This is a genomic window from Pseudovibrio sp. Ad46, from assembly GCF_001623065.1.
Classification (GTDB): domain Bacteria; phylum Pseudomonadota; class Alphaproteobacteria; order Rhizobiales; family Stappiaceae; genus Pseudovibrio.
This window is the reverse complement of sequence record NZ_LMCG01000068.1, coordinates 168207-184632: the sequence shown is the minus strand read 5'-3', so window position 1 is coordinate 184632 and position 16426 is coordinate 168207. Positions and strand designations below refer to the sequence as shown.

The 16426-nt window shown below is 52.5% G+C and carries 13 protein-coding genes; 5 read left to right on the top strand and 8 right to left on the bottom strand.

Annotation, left to right across the window (positions count from 1 at the left end; all coding sequences use genetic code 11):
- Positions 1-72 precede the first annotated feature (72 nt).
- Positions 73-819 carry a hypothetical protein gene (locus PsAD46_RS18105; protein WP_153040780.1) on the top strand — a complete coding sequence of 249 codons (747 nt, stop codon included), beginning with the start codon at positions 73-75 and terminating at the stop codon, positions 817-819.
- A 31-nt stretch (positions 820-850) separates the two neighbouring features.
- Here the strand turns inward: PsAD46_RS18105 and PsAD46_RS18100 are convergent, their stop codons facing one another.
- From PsAD46_RS18100 to PsAD46_RS18085, 4 genes are all read right to left on the bottom strand, one after another.
- Entirely contained in the window at positions 851-1183 is a 333-nt protein-coding gene (locus PsAD46_RS18100) for a hypothetical protein (protein WP_063307538.1), read from the bottom strand.
- A 128-nt stretch (positions 1184-1311) separates the two neighbouring features.
- Complete coding sequence (gene pflA / locus PsAD46_RS18095; RefSeq protein WP_063307537.1) at positions 1312-2046, bottom strand: pyruvate formate-lyase-activating protein; 735 nt, start codon at positions 2044-2046, stop codon at positions 1312-1314.
- Between the two features lie 308 nt (positions 2047-2354).
- Positions 2355-4646, bottom strand: coding sequence for a formate C-acetyltransferase (pflB, locus tag PsAD46_RS18090; RefSeq protein WP_208980784.1), 2292 nt, complete (start codon positions 4644-4646; stop codon positions 2355-2357).
- 680 nt (positions 4647-5326) lie between these two features.
- Positions 5327-6454 (bottom strand): alanine racemase, encoded by a 1128-nt coding sequence (locus PsAD46_RS18085; protein WP_063307536.1) that lies wholly within the window; start codon positions 6452-6454, stop codon positions 5327-5329.
- A 284-nt stretch (positions 6455-6738) separates the two neighbouring features.
- Between PsAD46_RS18085 and PsAD46_RS18080 the strand changes: the two genes are divergently transcribed.
- Positions 6739-7113 carry a carboxymuconolactone decarboxylase family protein gene (locus PsAD46_RS18080; protein ID WP_063307535.1) on the top strand — a complete coding sequence of 125 codons (375 nt, stop codon included), beginning with the start codon at positions 6739-6741 and terminating at the stop codon, positions 7111-7113.
- Positions 7114-7185: 72 nt separating this feature from the next.
- On the opposite strand, the gene mgrA is transcribed toward PsAD46_RS18080, so the two are convergent.
- From mgrA to erpA, 4 genes are all read right to left on the bottom strand, one after another.
- Positions 7186-8244, bottom strand: coding sequence for an L-glyceraldehyde 3-phosphate reductase (gene mgrA / locus PsAD46_RS18075; RefSeq protein ID WP_063307534.1), 1059 nt, complete (start codon positions 8242-8244; stop codon positions 7186-7188).
- A gap of 113 nt (positions 8245-8357) precedes the next feature.
- Positions 8358-9140: an exodeoxyribonuclease III gene (gene xth / locus PsAD46_RS18070; RefSeq protein WP_063307533.1), complete on the bottom strand. Its 783-nt coding sequence runs from the start codon at positions 9138-9140 to the stop codon at positions 8358-8360.
- 112 nt (positions 9141-9252) lie between these two features.
- Positions 9253-9519 carry a hypothetical protein gene (locus tag PsAD46_RS18065; RefSeq protein ID WP_063288822.1) on the bottom strand — a complete coding sequence of 89 codons (267 nt, stop codon included), beginning with the start codon at positions 9517-9519 and terminating at the stop codon, positions 9253-9255.
- Between the two features lie 247 nt (positions 9520-9766).
- On the bottom strand, positions 9767-10108 hold the full coding sequence (erpA, locus tag PsAD46_RS18060) for an iron-sulfur cluster insertion protein ErpA (RefSeq protein ID WP_063290856.1): 342 nt from the start codon (positions 10106-10108) through the stop codon (positions 9767-9769).
- Positions 10109-10424: 316 nt separating this feature from the next.
- Between erpA and PsAD46_RS18055 the strand changes: the two genes are divergently transcribed.
- The 3 genes from PsAD46_RS18055 (at position 10425) to PsAD46_RS18045 (ending at position 16387) form a co-directional block, all read left to right on the top strand.
- The gene (locus tag PsAD46_RS18055; protein ID WP_063296960.1) at positions 10425-11642 is read left to right on the top strand and encodes a deoxyguanosinetriphosphate triphosphohydrolase; all 1218 of its coding nucleotides are present in this window, start codon (positions 10425-10427) and stop codon (positions 11640-11642) included.
- A 90-nt stretch (positions 11643-11732) separates the two neighbouring features.
- Positions 11733-13487, top strand: a complete 1755-nt coding sequence (gene argS, locus PsAD46_RS18050) for an arginine--tRNA ligase (protein ID WP_063307532.1) — start codon at positions 11733-11735, stop codon at positions 13485-13487.
- 80 nt (positions 13488-13567) lie between these two features.
- Entirely contained in the window at positions 13568-16387 is a 2820-nt protein-coding gene (locus tag PsAD46_RS18045) for an SPOR domain-containing protein (protein WP_063307531.1), read from the top strand.
- Positions 16388-16426 lie beyond the last annotated feature (39 nt).

Sequence of the window (16426 nt, the reverse complement as noted above, 5' to 3'; positions counted from 1 at the left end):
TATTCAATTGGGCAAGCTGCTATCTATGGTGATGGTGTTCGACGACTTGAGTTGACTAGGGGGACCTGGGGAGTGCCAGATAATGAAACCAAAATTTTGCAATCAGCTCTTGTTTGTGACTACTTGAGGTCGAGGATACTCTCACCGAACTGTTATGGTGTTGATGCTGTAATCCTCAAGCCTCTAAGCGGTATTGCTGATCTGGTTGTTTCGTCTGCCAAGTCTTCAGGCTTTGTTGAGTTTGGGGATTGGGATAGCCAGACTGCTCCAAAACTAATTGTACAAATTGAAGCAAGCCTACGAAGACAAGTAAAAAAAGCTTGTTTTGCCATTGGGAAGAATTGCGCATTTTCAGAATGGATTGTGCACCCAAAACTGCTGAAAAATAAACAGTACTTTGTCCTATCATATAATTTCAAAATGGCAGATCAGCTCATAAACAAGGCTCAGGTAATTGTATATGATCGAAAGGGGTATGTCGCCTTCGATGCGGGAGTAGATAGTTCCTTTGAGGCTAGTGAAGAGCAGCCTGTATTTGATTTGCTTATAGAGATTGCAGATCGCTATAAGCAAGCCGATGATTATCGCTATGCAGATTTTAACTACAGGGATAAAGCATTCTTTATCCAGTTTACTGAAATGCTTACCGAGCATTTCGATCTTACGCGAAAAACGCCAATGGACAGTGTCGAGGAAGGATATGCGATAGCGGGTTATGTGGCTATCGGACTTCTCACACTTATTATTCTGTTAGTGTTTCTTCAAGGGGTAGTATCATCTGATGCTCGTCCTAAAGAAAAGTGCGGGAAGGAGAGCTAGTAGCCAAAGAGCTAACTACTAGCTAATCCTATTATTTGCAGTTTTTGCTGTGTTCTTCGATCAGGTCTTCGCGGTGGTCTGGGTCGGCTTCCAGAATGGCGGAGATCTTGCCGGAGCCGTAGCCCAGGGCGTAGATGGCTTCCTGCTTCTTCATGCCTTTGGCATAGGCCATGGCTGTGATGACGCCTCTGGCGATGTCCTGCTTGCTGCTCTGGTTCGTCAAGCCGTAGAGGTAGTAGCAGATGATATGTTTTTCGTTTTTCCTGGCGAATTTTTCCGCTCTGCTTTGATTAAAGCCTGCATCTGCAACTGATGCGCTTGCGGTGAGCATAGCCAGCCCACCGAGGATAACTCGTTTACTCATGAAAAAGCCCCCATGTTTTCGAGGGCTAGTCTGAGTATGTATTGTGGCGACTTTTTCCTGAAAATCAGGAGAACCTATGTAATCGACAGGTATCTTTGGGGCGCCTGTGGCCTAAGCATGGCAGATGTTCAGTGTACGTCCAATCCGTACTTGCGGAAGGTTTCTTTGGCAGCTTCCGTTTCTTCGGCTGATGGCTCGCGGGTGTCTTTGAGCTGGTAGGCTTTGCCCATGGACTGCCATTTGTGTTCGCCCATTTTGTGGAAGGGCAGCACATCAACGCGCTTTACGTTGCCAAGCTCGGAGACGAACTTTGCGACGCCTTCAACGTTTTCAGTGGCGTCTGTGAGGCCCGGTACCAGCACGAAGCGGATCCAGACGTCTTTTCCCATCTTTTCCAGACGCTTTGCGAACTCAAGGGTTGGGCCAACTTCAACACCGGTGACCTTCTTGTAGGTTTCTGGCACCCAGGACTTGATGTCGAGCAGGTAGAGGTCTGCCATGTCGATGGTTTCGTCATCAAGGTTGGCGTGCAAGTAGCCGGACGTGTCCACGGTGGTGTGAACGCCCATCTGGTTACAGCCCCAAAGAAGCGTTTTGAGGAACTCTTTTTGTGCCATAGGTTCACCGCCACTCACGGTCAGGCCGCCGCCACCGGTTTCAAAGTAGGTGCGGTAGGTGGAGATGTCCTTCAAAAGCTCATAGGCGGAGGATTGTTTGCCAGCTTTCAGTTTCAAAGTGTCCGGGTTGTGGCAGTACAGGCAACGCAGCGGACAGCCAGAGGTGAACACAATGTAGCGCAGGCCCGGACCGTCTACCGTTCCGCCTGTTTCTACTGAGTGAACATAGCCCATGGTGTCTTGCATGGCTGGCGTCCTTTATCATTGTTTGCGAGCGGCCTGTTTTTGATAGGGAGTGAGGATTTTTCCTCTGGCCGCTTCTGCTTTTTATAATGCTTTAAAAGTAAGGCCTTTGACCTTGTTTTTAAAGATGAAATTGTGCAACGCAGCCATTCATTTTAGGTGCATGTGCGCTCCTGTCGCACTCATTTTGAGCAATTGGAGCACGTTTCAGCGGATTTGTCGCAGCAAAGAAGGCGCGGGACTGAGTCCCGCGCCTTGTCTTGGAGATTGAGAGGTTAGCGTTATCAGCGCTGACCGTTGGCCCAGTGCTGTTAGCGCTGACCGTGGAATGTACGGTTGATCACATCCATCTGCTGTTCACGGGTCAGCTTGATGAAGTTCACTGCGTAACCGGAGACACGAACGGTGAGCTGTGGGTACAGTTCAGGATGTTCCATTGCGTCTTCCAGGGTCTTGCGGTCGAACACGTTCACGTTGATGTGGTGACCCATGTCATGCATGTAACCGTCGAGCAGGTGGGACAGGTTGTCGATCCGTTCAGCTTCGTCCTTGCCCAGTGCGCCCGGGATGATGGAGAAGGTGTAGGAGATGCCGTCCTGGCTGTCTTCGTAAGGAAGTTTGCAGAGAGACTTCATGGAAGCCACTGCGCCCTTCTGGTCACGGCCATGCATTGGGTTTGCGCCCGGTGCAAATGGTTCACCTGCTTTACGTCCATCCGGAGTAGAGCCAGTCTTCTTACCGTACACCACGTTGGATGTGATGGTCAGAACAGACTGTGTCGGTGTCGCATTGCGGTACATTGGCTGATTGCGGATTTTGCCCATGAATTTCTTCATGATGTCTTCTGCAATCACATCAACGCTGTCATCGTTGTTACCGAAGCAAGGGAAATCACCCTCAATTTCGTAATCAACTGCGAGACCTTCGTCGTTACGGATGATGTTGACCTTCGCGTTTTTGATTGCGGAGATACTGTCAGCAACAACGGACAGGCCAGCAATACCACATGCCATGGTGCGCAGGATGTCGCGGTCATGCAGCGCCATTTCAACACGCTCGTAGTTGTACTTGTCGTGGCTGAAGTGGATGCAGTTCAATGCTTGAACGTAAACCTTTGCAATCCAGTCGAGCATCTGGTCGTAAAGTGGTTCCAGCTCATCCCATTCCAGCACGTCACCGGTGATTGGGTGTGCTTTTGGACCAACTTGCTTGCCAGTTTTTTCGTCGATGCCGCCGTTGATTGCGTAAAGCATTGCTTTTGCAAGGTTGGCACGGGCGCCGAAGAACTGCATCTGCTTGCCAATGCGCATTGCAGATACACAGCAAGCGATACCGTAGTCATCACCCCAGTAACGACGCATCAGGTCATCATTTTCGTACTGAACAGAAGATGTCTCGATGGAGATCTTTGAGCAGTAGTCTTTGAAGCCCTTAGGCATATGCTCGGACCACAGAACGGTCAGGTTTGGTTCTGGTGCAGGGCCGAGGTTCACAAGGGTCTGCAGAACACGGAAGGAGCTTTTGGTGACCAGTGTGCGGCCATCGACGCCCATGCCACCGATGGATTCAGTTACCCATACCGGATCGCCAGAGAACAGCGCGTTGTAATCTGGAGTACGCATGAAGCGAACCATACGGAGCTTCATAACGAAGTGATCCATCAGTTCCTGTGCTTCATCTTCCGTGATGATGCCTTTGTCCAGATCGCGCTGGATGTATACGTCAAGGAAGGTGGTTGTGCGGCCCAGAGACATGGCTGCACCGTTCTGCTCTTTGATCGCAGCAAGGTAGCCGAGGTAAAGCCACTGAATAGCTTCTTGAGCATTTTCTGCAGGGCGGCTGATGTCGCAGCCGTGTGCAGCGCCCATTTCCTTCAGTTCAGCGAGGGAGCGGTACTGTTCTGAGATTTCTTCACGAAGGCGTAGCGTTTCTTCGTTCAGGACGTTGCCGTCCAGAGAAGCATGCTGTGCTTTCTTGTCTTCCATCAGCTTGTCGATGCCGTACAGCGCAACGCGGCGGTAATCGCCGATGATGCGGCCACGGCCATAAGCATCTGGAAGGCCGGTTACGATGCCAGCGGAACGAGCGCGGCGAATTTCCGGAGTGTAGAGATCGAACACACCGTCATTGTGTGTTTTGCGGTGCTTAGAGAAGACCTCAGCGGTTTTTTCTGAAAGTTTGTAACCATTGCTCTCCAGAGCGGCTGCTGCCATTTTCAGGCCGCCGTAAGGCATCAAAGCGCGCTTCAATGGGGCATCGGTCTGCAAACCAACGATCTTTTCGAGGTCTTTGTTGATGTAGCCTGGTGCGTGAGAAACGATAGAAGAAACAACTTCAGTATCAGCGTCGAGAACGCCTTTCTTGTTTTCTTCTTTCATCAACTCAAGAACGTTGTCCCAGAGTTTGGTTGTTGCAGCGGTTGGGCCAGCAAGGAAGTCGTCAGCACCTTCATAAGGGGTGTAGTTGAGCTGAATGAAATTGCGCACGTCAATTTCTTTGTTCCAGTCACCCTTTTTGAAACCTGCGTAAGCCTTGGGTCCGTCGTCTTTCAGAAAAGGAAGAGTGTCGGCGGTAGCTTTATCGATGTTCTGGTGAACGCCCATTTTTAGGTCCTTCATCATTTGAGCAATTTAGCGTGGTGCTACAAGTAAATTCCAAAGGCTTGCAGAGAGTTACGCTTCCTTGCGTCCAGTGCTTGTTGACATTGACTGTACGCTTCAAGTGGGGCCGCATCTTGATTTATGTCAATTCCGAAATGGCTGGCAGACCTGCAAAAAATGCAAGGCAGAATTATACAAATGCATACATTTTGGATATTGGGCGGCCAATTGTGGGTAGTGATATAACTCGCTCAAGTTGTGTGCGTTGCGAAGAGGTCTGGAATGGTTCTAGTCCTATGAATTTACTTATGAAATTGCGTGTTTAGAGGCGCGAATTTTGTGCGTTTGCGAAACAGTGCAACAGGGCGCCCGCATTTTCACTTAGGCGCGCTCTAAGTACATTATAGTAAGTATAATGTAGGTAGGTCAATTTTGCATAGCTGATATGCGATGTTTGAAATATTAGTGCTGGGCGTGGAAAATCGACTTTTGCAGTTCAAGGCAGCACCTAGAGGTGGCCAAAAAGACTCAATTTCACCACAAATCTTGATTGGTAAACGGTGATATCCACGGGAGATTCAGAGTACCGCAATTGGAAAAAACTTTTGCCAATCAATTTCCTAGTGCGACAATCTGTAGGGCTCAATGAGAAGTGACCGATATAATTGATTGAATGGGTTGACCTACCACCTGTTACAGCGCGGCCACCACTCTCCTTCATGGTCTCCGTCGATCATATTGTACCCCTCATAGGCGGCGACAGTCATGCAAGAATGGTTGGGCAGAACACGGAGCTGTGATCCCAGAGGGTATAGTTCGAAGGGAAGAGGGCTTCCGTCTCTGGTGGTGATGTAGCCATGCTCCTGGCTGACACCTTGCACGTAGAGCAGCGGGTCGATGTGTCCATCTGCATCACTTAGCAGGCCGAAACCGCAGTCATTGCTTTGGCTTGCGCTCGAGCGGTCTTTGGAGAGTGCCAGTCCGCCAGCATCTACAACGATGCGGTTGAGGTGTGGGGCATGGCTGATGATGCTGGTGAGTACAGTTGCAGCCACATCTTCCATGGCGCACATGCCAAGGTTGGCCTGAAACACATCCTGAAACACGTAAACCCCTGCACGAACATCAGAAACTCCATCAAATGATGTTCCGAAGAGGGCTGTTGGTGTGGAGCCGATGCTGACGTGCGGGCAGGGCAGGCCTGCTTCCAGAATGGCGCTTTTGACTGCAAGTGTTGCTGTGCGCTCCTGTTCCGCAGCGGCTTCCAGTTCCTGCTTGCCGTTTGCTGCATAACTCACGCCGCCGCCGTGGGCCATAACGCCGGCGAACTCCACGTTAGATGCGTTTGCAAGTAATCTGGCGACATCTACCGCGCGCTGTTGATCTGCCTTTACGCCAGTGCGGTGACCGTCTACATCGACCTCCAGATAGACGCGGGGCTTTGGGCCGTCCAGTGTCATGGTAGCAAGGTGTTTTGCCATCTCGGTACTGTCCAGACAAATGGACATTTGAGCGCCTGTGCGGTTGAGGTGCATGATGCGCTCCATCTTCTGCGGGATGATGGAGACGGCATAGAGGATATCTTGGAGGCCAAAGGAGGAAAAGTACTCTGCTTCCTTCAGCGTTGAGACGGTCCAGCGGTCTGCACCGTGCTCTTGCAGTATCCGGGCGACATCGATGGATTTGGCTGTCTTGAGGTGTGGGCGCAGCGGAACGCCGATCTGTTTGAACCTGTCTGCCATGCCTTTGATGTTTCGGCGCATTGCGGTTTCATCAAGCAAAAGGCAAGGGGTTTGAAGGTCTTCAAGCATTCAGCGGCTCCGCAGTCCAGTGTGTTCCTCGTAAAAATGCCTAGCAGATCTGAGGCGGAATAAACAGTAGGTGTTGCCGGTTTTGTAAGGGGGCTCTCTTTTCTCACAATTTCAGCTCCTTAGATGGTCTGGCGAGCCCAAGGTACAGGCTGGACTGAAGGTGCTGCAGCGCGAGTATTTGCGGCAATCACCTCAACTTCTCGGTGATTAACACACCGATTTTCAAGAGGAGGCAGGTAGGCAAGACTGACCGGTGGTTGTTTATGGCTTGAGGAGACTGGCTTATGAATGCGGAGAAAGTCCTGAGTATTTTAAATCCCGAACTGAAGAAGAAGCTTGCTGATAAATATGATGCTGCGGTGCCCGGTATGTCTGAAAGTGTGGTGGACTGGGCCTACGACAAGCACTATGGCCGGGAAGGGGTTGACCTGAAGACCCGGCAGTTGTGCAGCATTGCGGCTTTGACAGCGATGGGTGGGCATACAGGGCCGCAACTGGTCATGAATATCGAGCACACGCTGAACTCAGGGGCACGCCCCTCCGAGATCCTTGAAGTCATCTGGCAAATGGCGGTCTATGCAGGCGTACCCGCCGCCCTGAACGGCCTGAACACAGCAATCGCGTATTTTGAAGAGAGGGGGCTGGATCCGCGGTCTTGAAGGAATTTCCTCGACCTCTCATCTGGAGTGCGAACCTGACGCCCGCACTCCATTTGTCTTTGTAGGCTTTTACTAGTTCTTCGCGGGGCGGGACGGGCCTTCGCGTTCGGAAGATTGGGCCCAGAGGTTGATGTTGGCTTCTGTGGCGTACTGATCGATGGCGGTCAGTTCTTCCTCTGTGAACTCCAGATTGTTGATGGTGGCTGCGCAGTCGATTACCTGCTCCTTGCGGCTTGCGCCGATCAGAGCTGAGGTGACGCGGCCTTTGCGCAGAACCCATGCCAGCGCCATTTGGGCCAGTGTCTGCCCACGGTTCTCGGCAATCTCGTTCAGCGAGCGAATATGGGTCAGCGTGGTCTCGTTAAGGAAGCTTTCCTGGAAAGAGCCGACGTGTTTGCCCGCGCGGCTGTCCTGCGGAACGCCGCCCAGGTATTTGTTGGTCAGCATGCCTTGCGCCAGAGGGGAAAAGACGATGGAGCCGATGCCTTCTTCTTCCAGCGTGTCAAGCAGGCCGTCCTCTTCCACCCAGCGGTTGAGCATGGAATAGCTTGGCTGATGGATCAGGCATGGGGTGCCCAGTTCCTTCAGGATCTTCGCTGCTTCCCTAGTGCGCTTGGAGTTGTAGGAGGAGATGCCAACATAAAGCGCTTTGCCCTGACGGACGATCTGGTCGAGGGCCATCATGGTCTCTTCCAGTGGTGTGTCCGGATCGAAGCGGTGGGAATAAAAGATGTCGACGTAGTCCAGCCCCATACGCTTCAGGGACTGATCGCAGCTGGCCATGAGGTATTTGCGGCTGCCCCATTCGCCATATGGTCCCGGCCACATGTCATAACCTGCTTTGGAAGAGATGACGAGCTCGTCGCGGTATCCGGCAAAGTCGGTGCGCAGGATCTCGCCAAAGGCGGTTTCTGCACTGCCTGGAGGCGGGCCGTAGTTGTTTGCCAGATCGAAGTGGGTGATGCCCAGATCAAACGCCGTGCGGCACATCTCGCGTTTGGTCTGGTGTGGGGTGGTTTCACCGAAGTTGTGCCAGAGACCGAGGGAGATGGCAGGTAGCTTGAGGCCACTCTTCCCGCAGCGGTTGTACTTCATGGTGTCATAGCGATTTTCAGCTGGTTGCCAAGCCATCAGATGTCCTCCCAGACTTCTGTTTATTTGTTTTGGATGGAAAAATTGAGGAGGGCTGGTGGCGCGGTCGCCACCAGAATTTTTGGAGGGTACGCTCAAAATGAGCGCGGTATTTAAGCGGAGAGTTCGACCCAGACCGGGACGTGGTCTGATGGTTTTTCCCAGCCGCGGACGTGTTTGTCGATGCCGACGCCCTGCATGATGCGGGCGGCTTCCGGTGAGAGCAGCAGGTGGTCGATGCGGATGCCGTTATCGCGTTGCCATGCGCCCGCCTGATAATCCCAGAACGTGTAGGTTCCGGCAGTGCTGTTGGTGGCGCGGACGGCTTCGGTGAAGCCGAGGTTGAGCAGGGCGCGGAAGCGCTGGCGGCTTTCCGGACGGAAGAGAGCATCACCAACCCAAGCCTCTGGTTTCTTTGCGTCTTCCGGCTCAGGAATGACGTTGTAATCGCCAACCAGCAGGAAGGCTTCTTCCTTTTCCAGCTGCTTAACGGCGTGTTTGTGAAGGCGATCCATCCAGCGCAGTTTATAGGGGAATTTCTCGGTCTCTACTGGATTGCCGTTTGGCAGGTAAAGGCAGCCCACGCGGATCGGCTCGCTGTCGCCGGCGATAACGGCCTCGATATAGCGGGCTTGCTCGTCTTCATCTTCACCCGGCAGGCGGCGGTTAACCTCCTCAAACGGGCGTTTGGAGAGGATTGCGACGCCGTTGAAACCTTTTTGGCCGTGGGTTTCCAGATTGTATCCCAGCTCCTCAAACGGAGCGCGTGGGAAATTCTCATCAACCGATTTAATTTCCTGAAAACAGGCGACATCCGGTTGTTCTTCTTCGAGCCATTTGAGAACCGTTTCTAACCGCGCTTTGACGCCATTAATGTTCCAGCTTGCGATTTTCATCGGGTTTCCTCTCAATAAGGCCTGATAGCCATATTCTGTGTGGTCCTGCGCACTGTTTAGCCCAGTGCGGAGTTTCGCTTATGAAAACTCAGATAAGGGGTGTTGTAGACTCTCAGCTTTGGGTGCGTGCATCAACTAGGCGCTTTAAGTAATCAACGACAAACGCCAGAGCAATTAACTGTCCGCTCCCCCACATAGTTGCTCCAAGGTAATAGAGCATCACAGGAAGGGAGTTGTTGCTGTTATTAAAGAAACCTCCGAAGCCTTGGAGAAAAATAGGCGTAACGATATTTAAGTAAATTTCACCAACGAGCTTGATGGCGCCGAATGCTAAAAGCCCGATTACGACGACTTTGTGGTACTTGTCGAGTTGATGCATTAAATCCTCTGAAATACGTGTAATTCTGAGTGCAATGAGTTCGGGCACCGAATTAAATTGTATGGGGGGCAACCTCCTTTGATTAGGAGGATAACTTGTTTGCGTTGATATGTGCGTTGGTTTGAAAGGAAAGCGGGAAAGTTGCGTTCCTATGGGGCGGGGCTTTGAGGCTGGTAGGGCGTGGTTGCTTTGGGATGCATTCACGCCCGCTTTTTAACTTATTCCCCTGATGTGCGACTGGCTTATCTTAGATGGAGAAGCTTGTGCCGCATCCGCAGCCGGCGGCGGCCTGAGGATTTGAGATCTGGAAGGACTGGCCCATGAGATCTGTTACGAAATCAATTTGCGAGCCTGCCATATATTGCAGGGAGATGCTGTCGATGAGAACCGTTGCGCCGAGTTTGGCGAGGACGAGGTCGTCATCTTCCTGTTCTTTTACGATGTCATACTTGTATTGAAAACCGGAGCAGCCGCCACCTTCGACAGAAATGCGGAGCATGCTGCCATTGGTTTCTGTTTCCAGTATCTGGGCGACGCGTTTTGCGGCCTTGTCGGTCAAGCCGACGGTATTTTCAGGGGTCTGGGTCATAAGCTCAGTCTTGTTTCGGCTTGCGTACTTTCTTTAAAGCTGTTTGCTTTTGGTTTGGGCTGCTTAAACAGCTTTAAAGATTATTTATCTGCGTATTCTTATCCGAAAACCGGTAGCCACTTTTCGGGAATGCGCTTTGCCTTTTAATTTAGGTGGTCTCCATGGTAATTTCCATAGTATTTTATTGCTAAATTACATTTGGCTTGGGAAAGCGGTTGTTTACAGGGCTTTTACATCTGTTATGTCTTTGCTGTGATACGAAAATCGCAGGGAATGACCTGGGCATTTTCTGATTGTAAGGGGCGGGGGATAAAGAATGGTCAAGACGTTAGGATACGGTGCTCAGCCACGGGCGGAGTATGCTGTTGATCCGGAAGTCAGCCGTGGCCGACTTTTTCCAGAACCGGAGAGCCCGACACGTACGCCGTTTCAGCGTGATCGAGATCGTATTATTCATAGTGCAGCTTTCCGCCGCCTCAAGCACAAGACGCAGGTCTTTGTGTACCATGAGGGCGATCACTTCCGCACACGCCTGACGCACACCATTGAGGTCTCCCAGATTGCGCGTTCGCTTGCACGTGCGCTGCGGCTGGATGAGGATCTGGCCGAGTGTCTGGCGCTGGCGCATGATCTTGGACACACTCCGTTTGGGCATGAGGGCGAGGACGTGATGCATGAATGCATGGCGGACTATGGCGGTTTTGACCACAACGCCCAGTCTCTGCGCATTGTGACGGATCTTGAGCGCCGGTATGCGGAGTTTGATGGCCTCAATCTGGCGTGGGAAACGCTGGAAGGGCTTGTGAAGCACAATGGGCCGCTGACGGATCGATCCGGTGCGCCTTGTGGCAAGCTTGAAGGCAAGCATCTGCCGTTTGCTGTGAGCGAATATGCCAAGCATCAGGATTTGCTGCTCTGGTCGTGGCCGAGTGCAGAAGCGCAGGTTGCAGCGATTGCAGATGATATTGCTTATGATGCGCATGATCTGGATGACGGACTGCGGGCCGGGTTGCTCAGCTTTGAGGCCATGAAAGAGGTGCCGTATCTGAAGCGTATTTTAGACGAGGTGGATGGGAAATATCCCGGTCTTGAGGATGCGCGGCGTATTCATGAGATCGGGCGCAGATGTATCACCGGCATGGTCGAGGACGTGATTGCGGAGAGTATTTCGCGAATTAATCAGGTTTCTCCCAAGAAATGCGGGGATATTCGTGATGCAAATGGTCCTGTTATTGCCTTTTCAACTGAAATGGCGCGAGAAGAGCGCGAGTTGAAAGAGTTTTTGTTTGCCAATCTGTACCGACACGAAAGTGTTCTGGCGGTTCGCAGGAAGGTTGCCAAAGTGGTGCGGGATTTATTCCATGCCTACTTTAAGGCACCGGAAAGAATGCCAGAACCGTGGTGTACGGGATTGAAAGGCGAGGGTGATGATGTGAAGGCCCGCAGGGTTTGTGACTTCATTGCAGGCATGACGGACCGTTATGCCATAGACGAACACCGACGATTATTTGACGATACCCCGGAACTGGGGTAATGCGCCAATTCAAACACTATTAATTCATGGAGTTTATGTGGGGCTGCGGCTTCGCAAAACCCTGTGAGCTGTCAAACTAGGCTATTAAAAATGAACATCTTTGCAGACTTCGCCGAAAGGGTAACCAGTGTAGTCAAGGGTCTCGACCTTGCTGCTGACGCGCCGGAGCTGGATCTGCGACGAGTGACTGTTGAACCTCCTCGGGATGCTGCTCATGGCGATCTGGCGACCAACGCTGCCATGGTGCTGGCTAAACAGCTGAAGATGAAGCCGCGTGATCTTGCCGAAAAGATTGCAGAAGGCCTGCGCGCCGACAGTGAAGTTGATGCTGTTGATATTGCCGGACCTGGCTTCATCAACATCCGCGTAAACAAAGTTATTTGGGAACGCGTGCTGGCAGATGTTGTTGCCAAGGGCAATGCGTTTGGCAGTGGCAGCCGTGGTGCCGGTTTGAAGGTGAACGTGGAGTATGTATCCGCGAACCCGACCGGACCGATGCATGTGGGCCATACACGCGGTGCTGTTGTGGGTGATGCGCTGGCGAGCCTGTTGCAGTTTGCCGGTTATGATGTGACCCGTGAATACGTGATCAACGACGCTGGCTCCCAGATTGATACGCTGGCGAAATCCGCCTTTCTGCGTTACCGCGAAGCACTGGGTGAAGACATTGGTCAGATCCCTGAGGGCTACTATCCGGGCGAATACCTTGTTCCCGTCGGCAAGGCGCTGGCAGAGGAATATGGTGAGCGCCTGAAAGATATGAGTGAGGGCGAGCGTCATGCTATGCTCAAGGGCTATGCCGTTGACAAGATGATGGATCTTATCCGTGAAGATCTGAGTGCTTTGAACGTGAAGCACGACGTGTTCTTTTCAGAAAAGACCATGCACGGTCAGGGGAATGCCATTGATCTGACGCTCGATGCTCTGCGTCAGCGCGATCTGGTTTACACTGGCACTTTGCCACCACCAAAAGGCGAAGTGCCTGATGACTGGGAAGACCGTGAGCAGACCTTGTTCCGCTCCTCCAACTACGGTGATGACAGTGACCGTGCGCTGGTGAAGTCTGATGGTAGTTACACCTACTTTGCCGCTGACGTTGCTTACATGCGCGACAAGATTGAGCGCGGGTTCAAAGAAATCATCTTTGTGCTTGGTGCAGACCATGGCGGCTATGTGAAGCGTCTGGAAGCGATCGGCAATGCGATCTCCGGCGGTGATGTGGATGTGATTGTGCGTCTGTGTCAGCTTGTGAAGCTCTTTAAGGGCGGCGCTGAGTTCAAAATGTCCAAGCGCTCTGGTAATTTCATCACCCTTCGCGATGTGGTTGATGAAGTGGGTGTAGATGCGGTACGCTTTATGATGCTCTATCGTAAGAACGATGCGCAGCTGGATTTCGATTTTGACAAGGTGAAAGAGCAGTCAAAAGACAATCCAGTGTTTTATGTTCAGTACGGTCACGCTCGGTGTCATTCTGTGCTGCGTCAGGCTGCTGGAGAGCTAGATTGGTTCTCTAATACAGCTGAAGAGTTGCAGTCTGCAGATTTTGCACAACTTGAAGATGAGGGTGAACTTGCACTGGTCGCGAAGATGGCTCAGTGGCCTCGAATTGTAGACGGAGCCTCAGAAAATCACGAGCCGCACCGCATTGCGTTCTATCTGTATGAGCTTGCAAGCGCCCTGCATGGACACTGGTCCAGAGGCAAGGAAAAGCCGCAATTACGCTTTATTAATGATAAAACGCCAGAATTAACCAAAGCTCGACTCGCGTTAGTTTACGCTGTTTCACAGGTAATAGCTTCTGGCCTCAATGTTTTGGGTGTCACAGCACCAAATGAAATGCGCTAGCGCCTGAGCATAGTTGATAGAGTACTGGAGGTTCGCGGTGGGGATTGCGAGCCTCTTATTTAAGGGAAAACACCGCTGCAATGACCAATCGCTCCAAGTATCCGGGTCCGGGTGAGGTTTCTGCTAGGCAAACGGCAGGCGATGAACCGCAACAGTGGGCAGGCGATCAAGATCCGCTCGTAGAACTTGCCAGAATTGTCGGGGAGAGCGCTGCTCAGTACCGTCCTAGTTCTCGCGTAGAAAGCGAAGTCTCTGACCGTCCGCTGTTTCCAAAGACTGATGAGCGCAGTGTAACTGCCGATCATGCTCCTCAGCATGGCTCTCAGGACGCCACGTTGGCCGATGATTATTCAGTGGGTGCAGCTGAAGTGAATGAGCCTGCATCAACTCAAGATTCATTTGCGGCTCTGGATGCTGTTTTTGCATCTCCAAATACCTCCGCGTCACCTGCACATGCTGATCCGTTTGCGGATTTGAGCGCTGCTGCGTTGTCTGCTGGTGCGCCGAGTGAGGCTGTTGACTATGTCAGCGATCTTCCTCCGGTTCCAAAAGCGGCAGCTGTGCCTGAAGCAAAGCCAGTTCCTACGCCTGCACCTGTGCGCCAGTCTGTGACTGCTGCTGATGTGACTGCAGAGCCAGAAATGGATGATATTCTTTCGCGCGATCTTGAAGAGAGCCTTGTTGCTTCTCTCAATCAGTCTCAGGTGGAGCGTGAGCAGACGTCTCGTCCTCAGCGGTCCGTGAGCCGTGCGACACCGACACTGGATGCTGTTGGTGCACGGGATGTACGCCCTGAGCAAACTTTGCGTGAGCGTCTTGAACGCCGCACAGCGGATGCTCCACGTGCGGTTGAAACACCGCGCGTTGCCGAGCCTGCTGCGCCTGTACAAAATGTGGCGTCTGCTTCGCCAAGAGCTCTGGATGAGCTTTCCCAGAGTGATTATGACAGCTGGCGCGCCGAGCGTGCTGCAGAACGTGCAACTGCAGCAGCAGCTGCCAAGCCTGTTCAGCCTGCACCAACGCCTGCGATTGAAGAAGCTTCTGCCGCGCCTCAGTTGCGCGGCACGCATGATGATGTGGCACCTGCTGCTGACCCTGTTTCATTTGAACCGGATATGACAGCGTTTGCGATGGACACCGGTGCTGAGCTTGAAGGGGAGCACATCAGCGCTCCTGAAGTGTCTGCACAGGAAACGGTTATTCCTGCCAAGCATCTTGAAGAAGCTTTGTTGGCTGAGTTCAGTCTTGACGAGGAAGCGCAGCCAAGCGTTGTTGCTGAACCTGTTGCGCCTCAGCCTGTGCGAAATGTTGCGCAGGACATTGAAGCGAGCGTTGATGACATCTTTGCAGATGAAATTGCGCAGGAGCCGCAGCCAGAACCAGAGCCTGAAGTTGAAATCGGCCCTGAAGTGGCTGCAGAGCTGAATGAATTTGAGCGCATGAGTGCCGGTTTTGAACAGGTTGCTCAGGAAATCGATCCATTTGCCGTTGAAGGTGATGATGCCTGGCAGCTGGACGAAAGCGTTGCCAACGATACGTCTTTGGATGAAATGTCCTGGCCTGCTGCTGCTGAAAAGCTGGCGCAGACGGAAGCTGCTCATCAAGAGGCGATGAACGCAGCGAAAAAGCCTGGTGAAGAGCAATCTCCTCCTCCTGGCGGATATGATCTTGATGCTGTGGCGCAGGCTATGCGCAAAGAAGACCCGAGCCTTGATGGCGGCGTTCTTCCGCAAGCTGTGCCGCGTGTTTCTGTTGATGTTCCGATTGAAGCAGAAGAGAACCGCAGTGGCGGTATGCGCAAAGGCCTGATGGCTGCGTCGCTCATTGGCGGTATTGTTGTGGTTGGCGGTGCCGGTCTGTTCCTGTTCGACTTCGGTGGAACAGGCGGAGATGCAACTCCACCACCGATTATTCGAGCTGATGCCTCTCCAATGAAGGAGGTTCCATCTCCTTCTGCGCAGCCTAAGAACGACACAGCAAAAGTCTTTTCTCCGGAGGAAGCGTCTCAGCCAGTCACTGGCGAGAAGATGATTCAGCGTGAAGATGCAGCTGTTACACCATTGCCGCCAGCGTCCAGCGAAACGGATACTGCAAAGTCCAGCGTGTTTGATGTGAACCCGACGAAGAAGGTGCGGACCGTTATTGTTCGTCCTGACGGGACCATCGTTCAGCGGGCTGGTGCAGAGGCCAATGTGTCTGCGCAGCCTCGTGTTGTCACAAGCAGCACTGTGCGCAACAGCAATCCGCAAAATACGGGTAGCACGACACCAGCGGCAACGTCTGGTCAGTGGGACCCACTTCCGGGTGAAACCCAGAGTGCAAACCAGCAGGCTGCAGCTGTACCAACAACCACCAGCTTGCAGGATGCGTTTGCGAATGCTCCGGTGGCAACGCGGACCGAGACGCGCAATACGCTTCTGGGTGTGAGTGTTGTGCCTCAGTCCAAGCCATTTGTTGTGGCCTCTGCCAATACAGGCAGCGGTACTGTTCGCTCCAACACACTGACGCCGCTGCAGCCGCAGCCAACGTCTCGTGCCAGCAACGCACCGCTGAACCTGACTGGAAACCAGAATACGCAAACAGCTGCTGTAAACCCGCAGGCAATTGCTCCAACTCCGACACCTACCGAAGGTGTTGTTGGTGAGATTCCAGGTGGGACTTACATTGTGCAGGTGGCGTCTGTGCGCACTGTTGAGGATGCTCGTGGTCAGATCCGCCGCTACAACAGCCGCTATCCAAACCTGATGGCTTTGGTGACACCGGTGATTACGCGTGCTGATCTTGGCGACAAAGGCATTTACTACCGCATTCAGGTGCCGTTTGATGGTCCGACCAGTGCAAACACCTTCTGCGGTGAGTTTAAATCTGCTGGTGGTGACTGTTACGTTCGCCGCAACTAAATACGCTTTCCCTTTTCAGGGACTACGCTTTGGAGCTTG

Bases quoted from the DNA above. Each gene is read 5' to 3' on its own strand.
- argS (WP_063307532.1), top strand. From the start codon at position 11,733: ATGAACATCTTTGCAGACTTCGCCGAAAGGGTAACCAGTGTAGTCAAG.
- erpA (WP_063290856.1), bottom strand. From the start codon at position 10,108: ATGACCCAGACCCCTGAAAATACCGTCGGCTTGACCGACAAGGCCGCA.
- PsAD46_RS18065 (WP_063288822.1), bottom strand. From the start codon at position 9,519: ATGCATCAACTCGACAAGTACCACAAAGTCGTCGTAATCGGGCTTTTA.
- PsAD46_RS18045 (WP_063307531.1), top strand. From the start codon at position 13,568: ATGACCAATCGCTCCAAGTATCCGGGTCCGGGTGAGGTTTCTGCTAGG.
- xth (WP_063307533.1), bottom strand. From the start codon at position 9,140: ATGAAAATCGCAAGCTGGAACATTAATGGCGTCAAAGCGCGGTTAGAA.
- mgrA (WP_063307534.1), bottom strand. From the start codon at position 8,244: ATGGCTTGGCAACCAGCTGAAAATCGCTATGACACCATGAAGTACAAC.
- PsAD46_RS18085 (WP_063307536.1), bottom strand. From the start codon at position 6,454: ATGCTTGAAGACCTTCAAACCCCTTGCCTTTTGCTTGATGAAACCGCA.
- PsAD46_RS18055 (WP_063296960.1), top strand. From the start codon at position 10,425: ATGGTCAAGACGTTAGGATACGGTGCTCAGCCACGGGCGGAGTATGCT.
- pflA (WP_063307537.1), bottom strand. From the start codon at position 2,046: ATGCAAGACACCATGGGCTATGTTCACTCAGTAGAAACAGGCGGAACG.
- PsAD46_RS18080 (WP_063307535.1), top strand. From the start codon at position 6,739: ATGAATGCGGAGAAAGTCCTGAGTATTTTAAATCCCGAACTGAAGAAG.
- PsAD46_RS18100 (WP_063307538.1), bottom strand. From the start codon at position 1,183: ATGAGTAAACGAGTTATCCTCGGTGGGCTGGCTATGCTCACCGCAAGC.
- pflB (WP_208980784.1), bottom strand. From the start codon at position 4,646: ATGGGCGTTCACCAGAACATCGATAAAGCTACCGCCGACACTCTTCCT.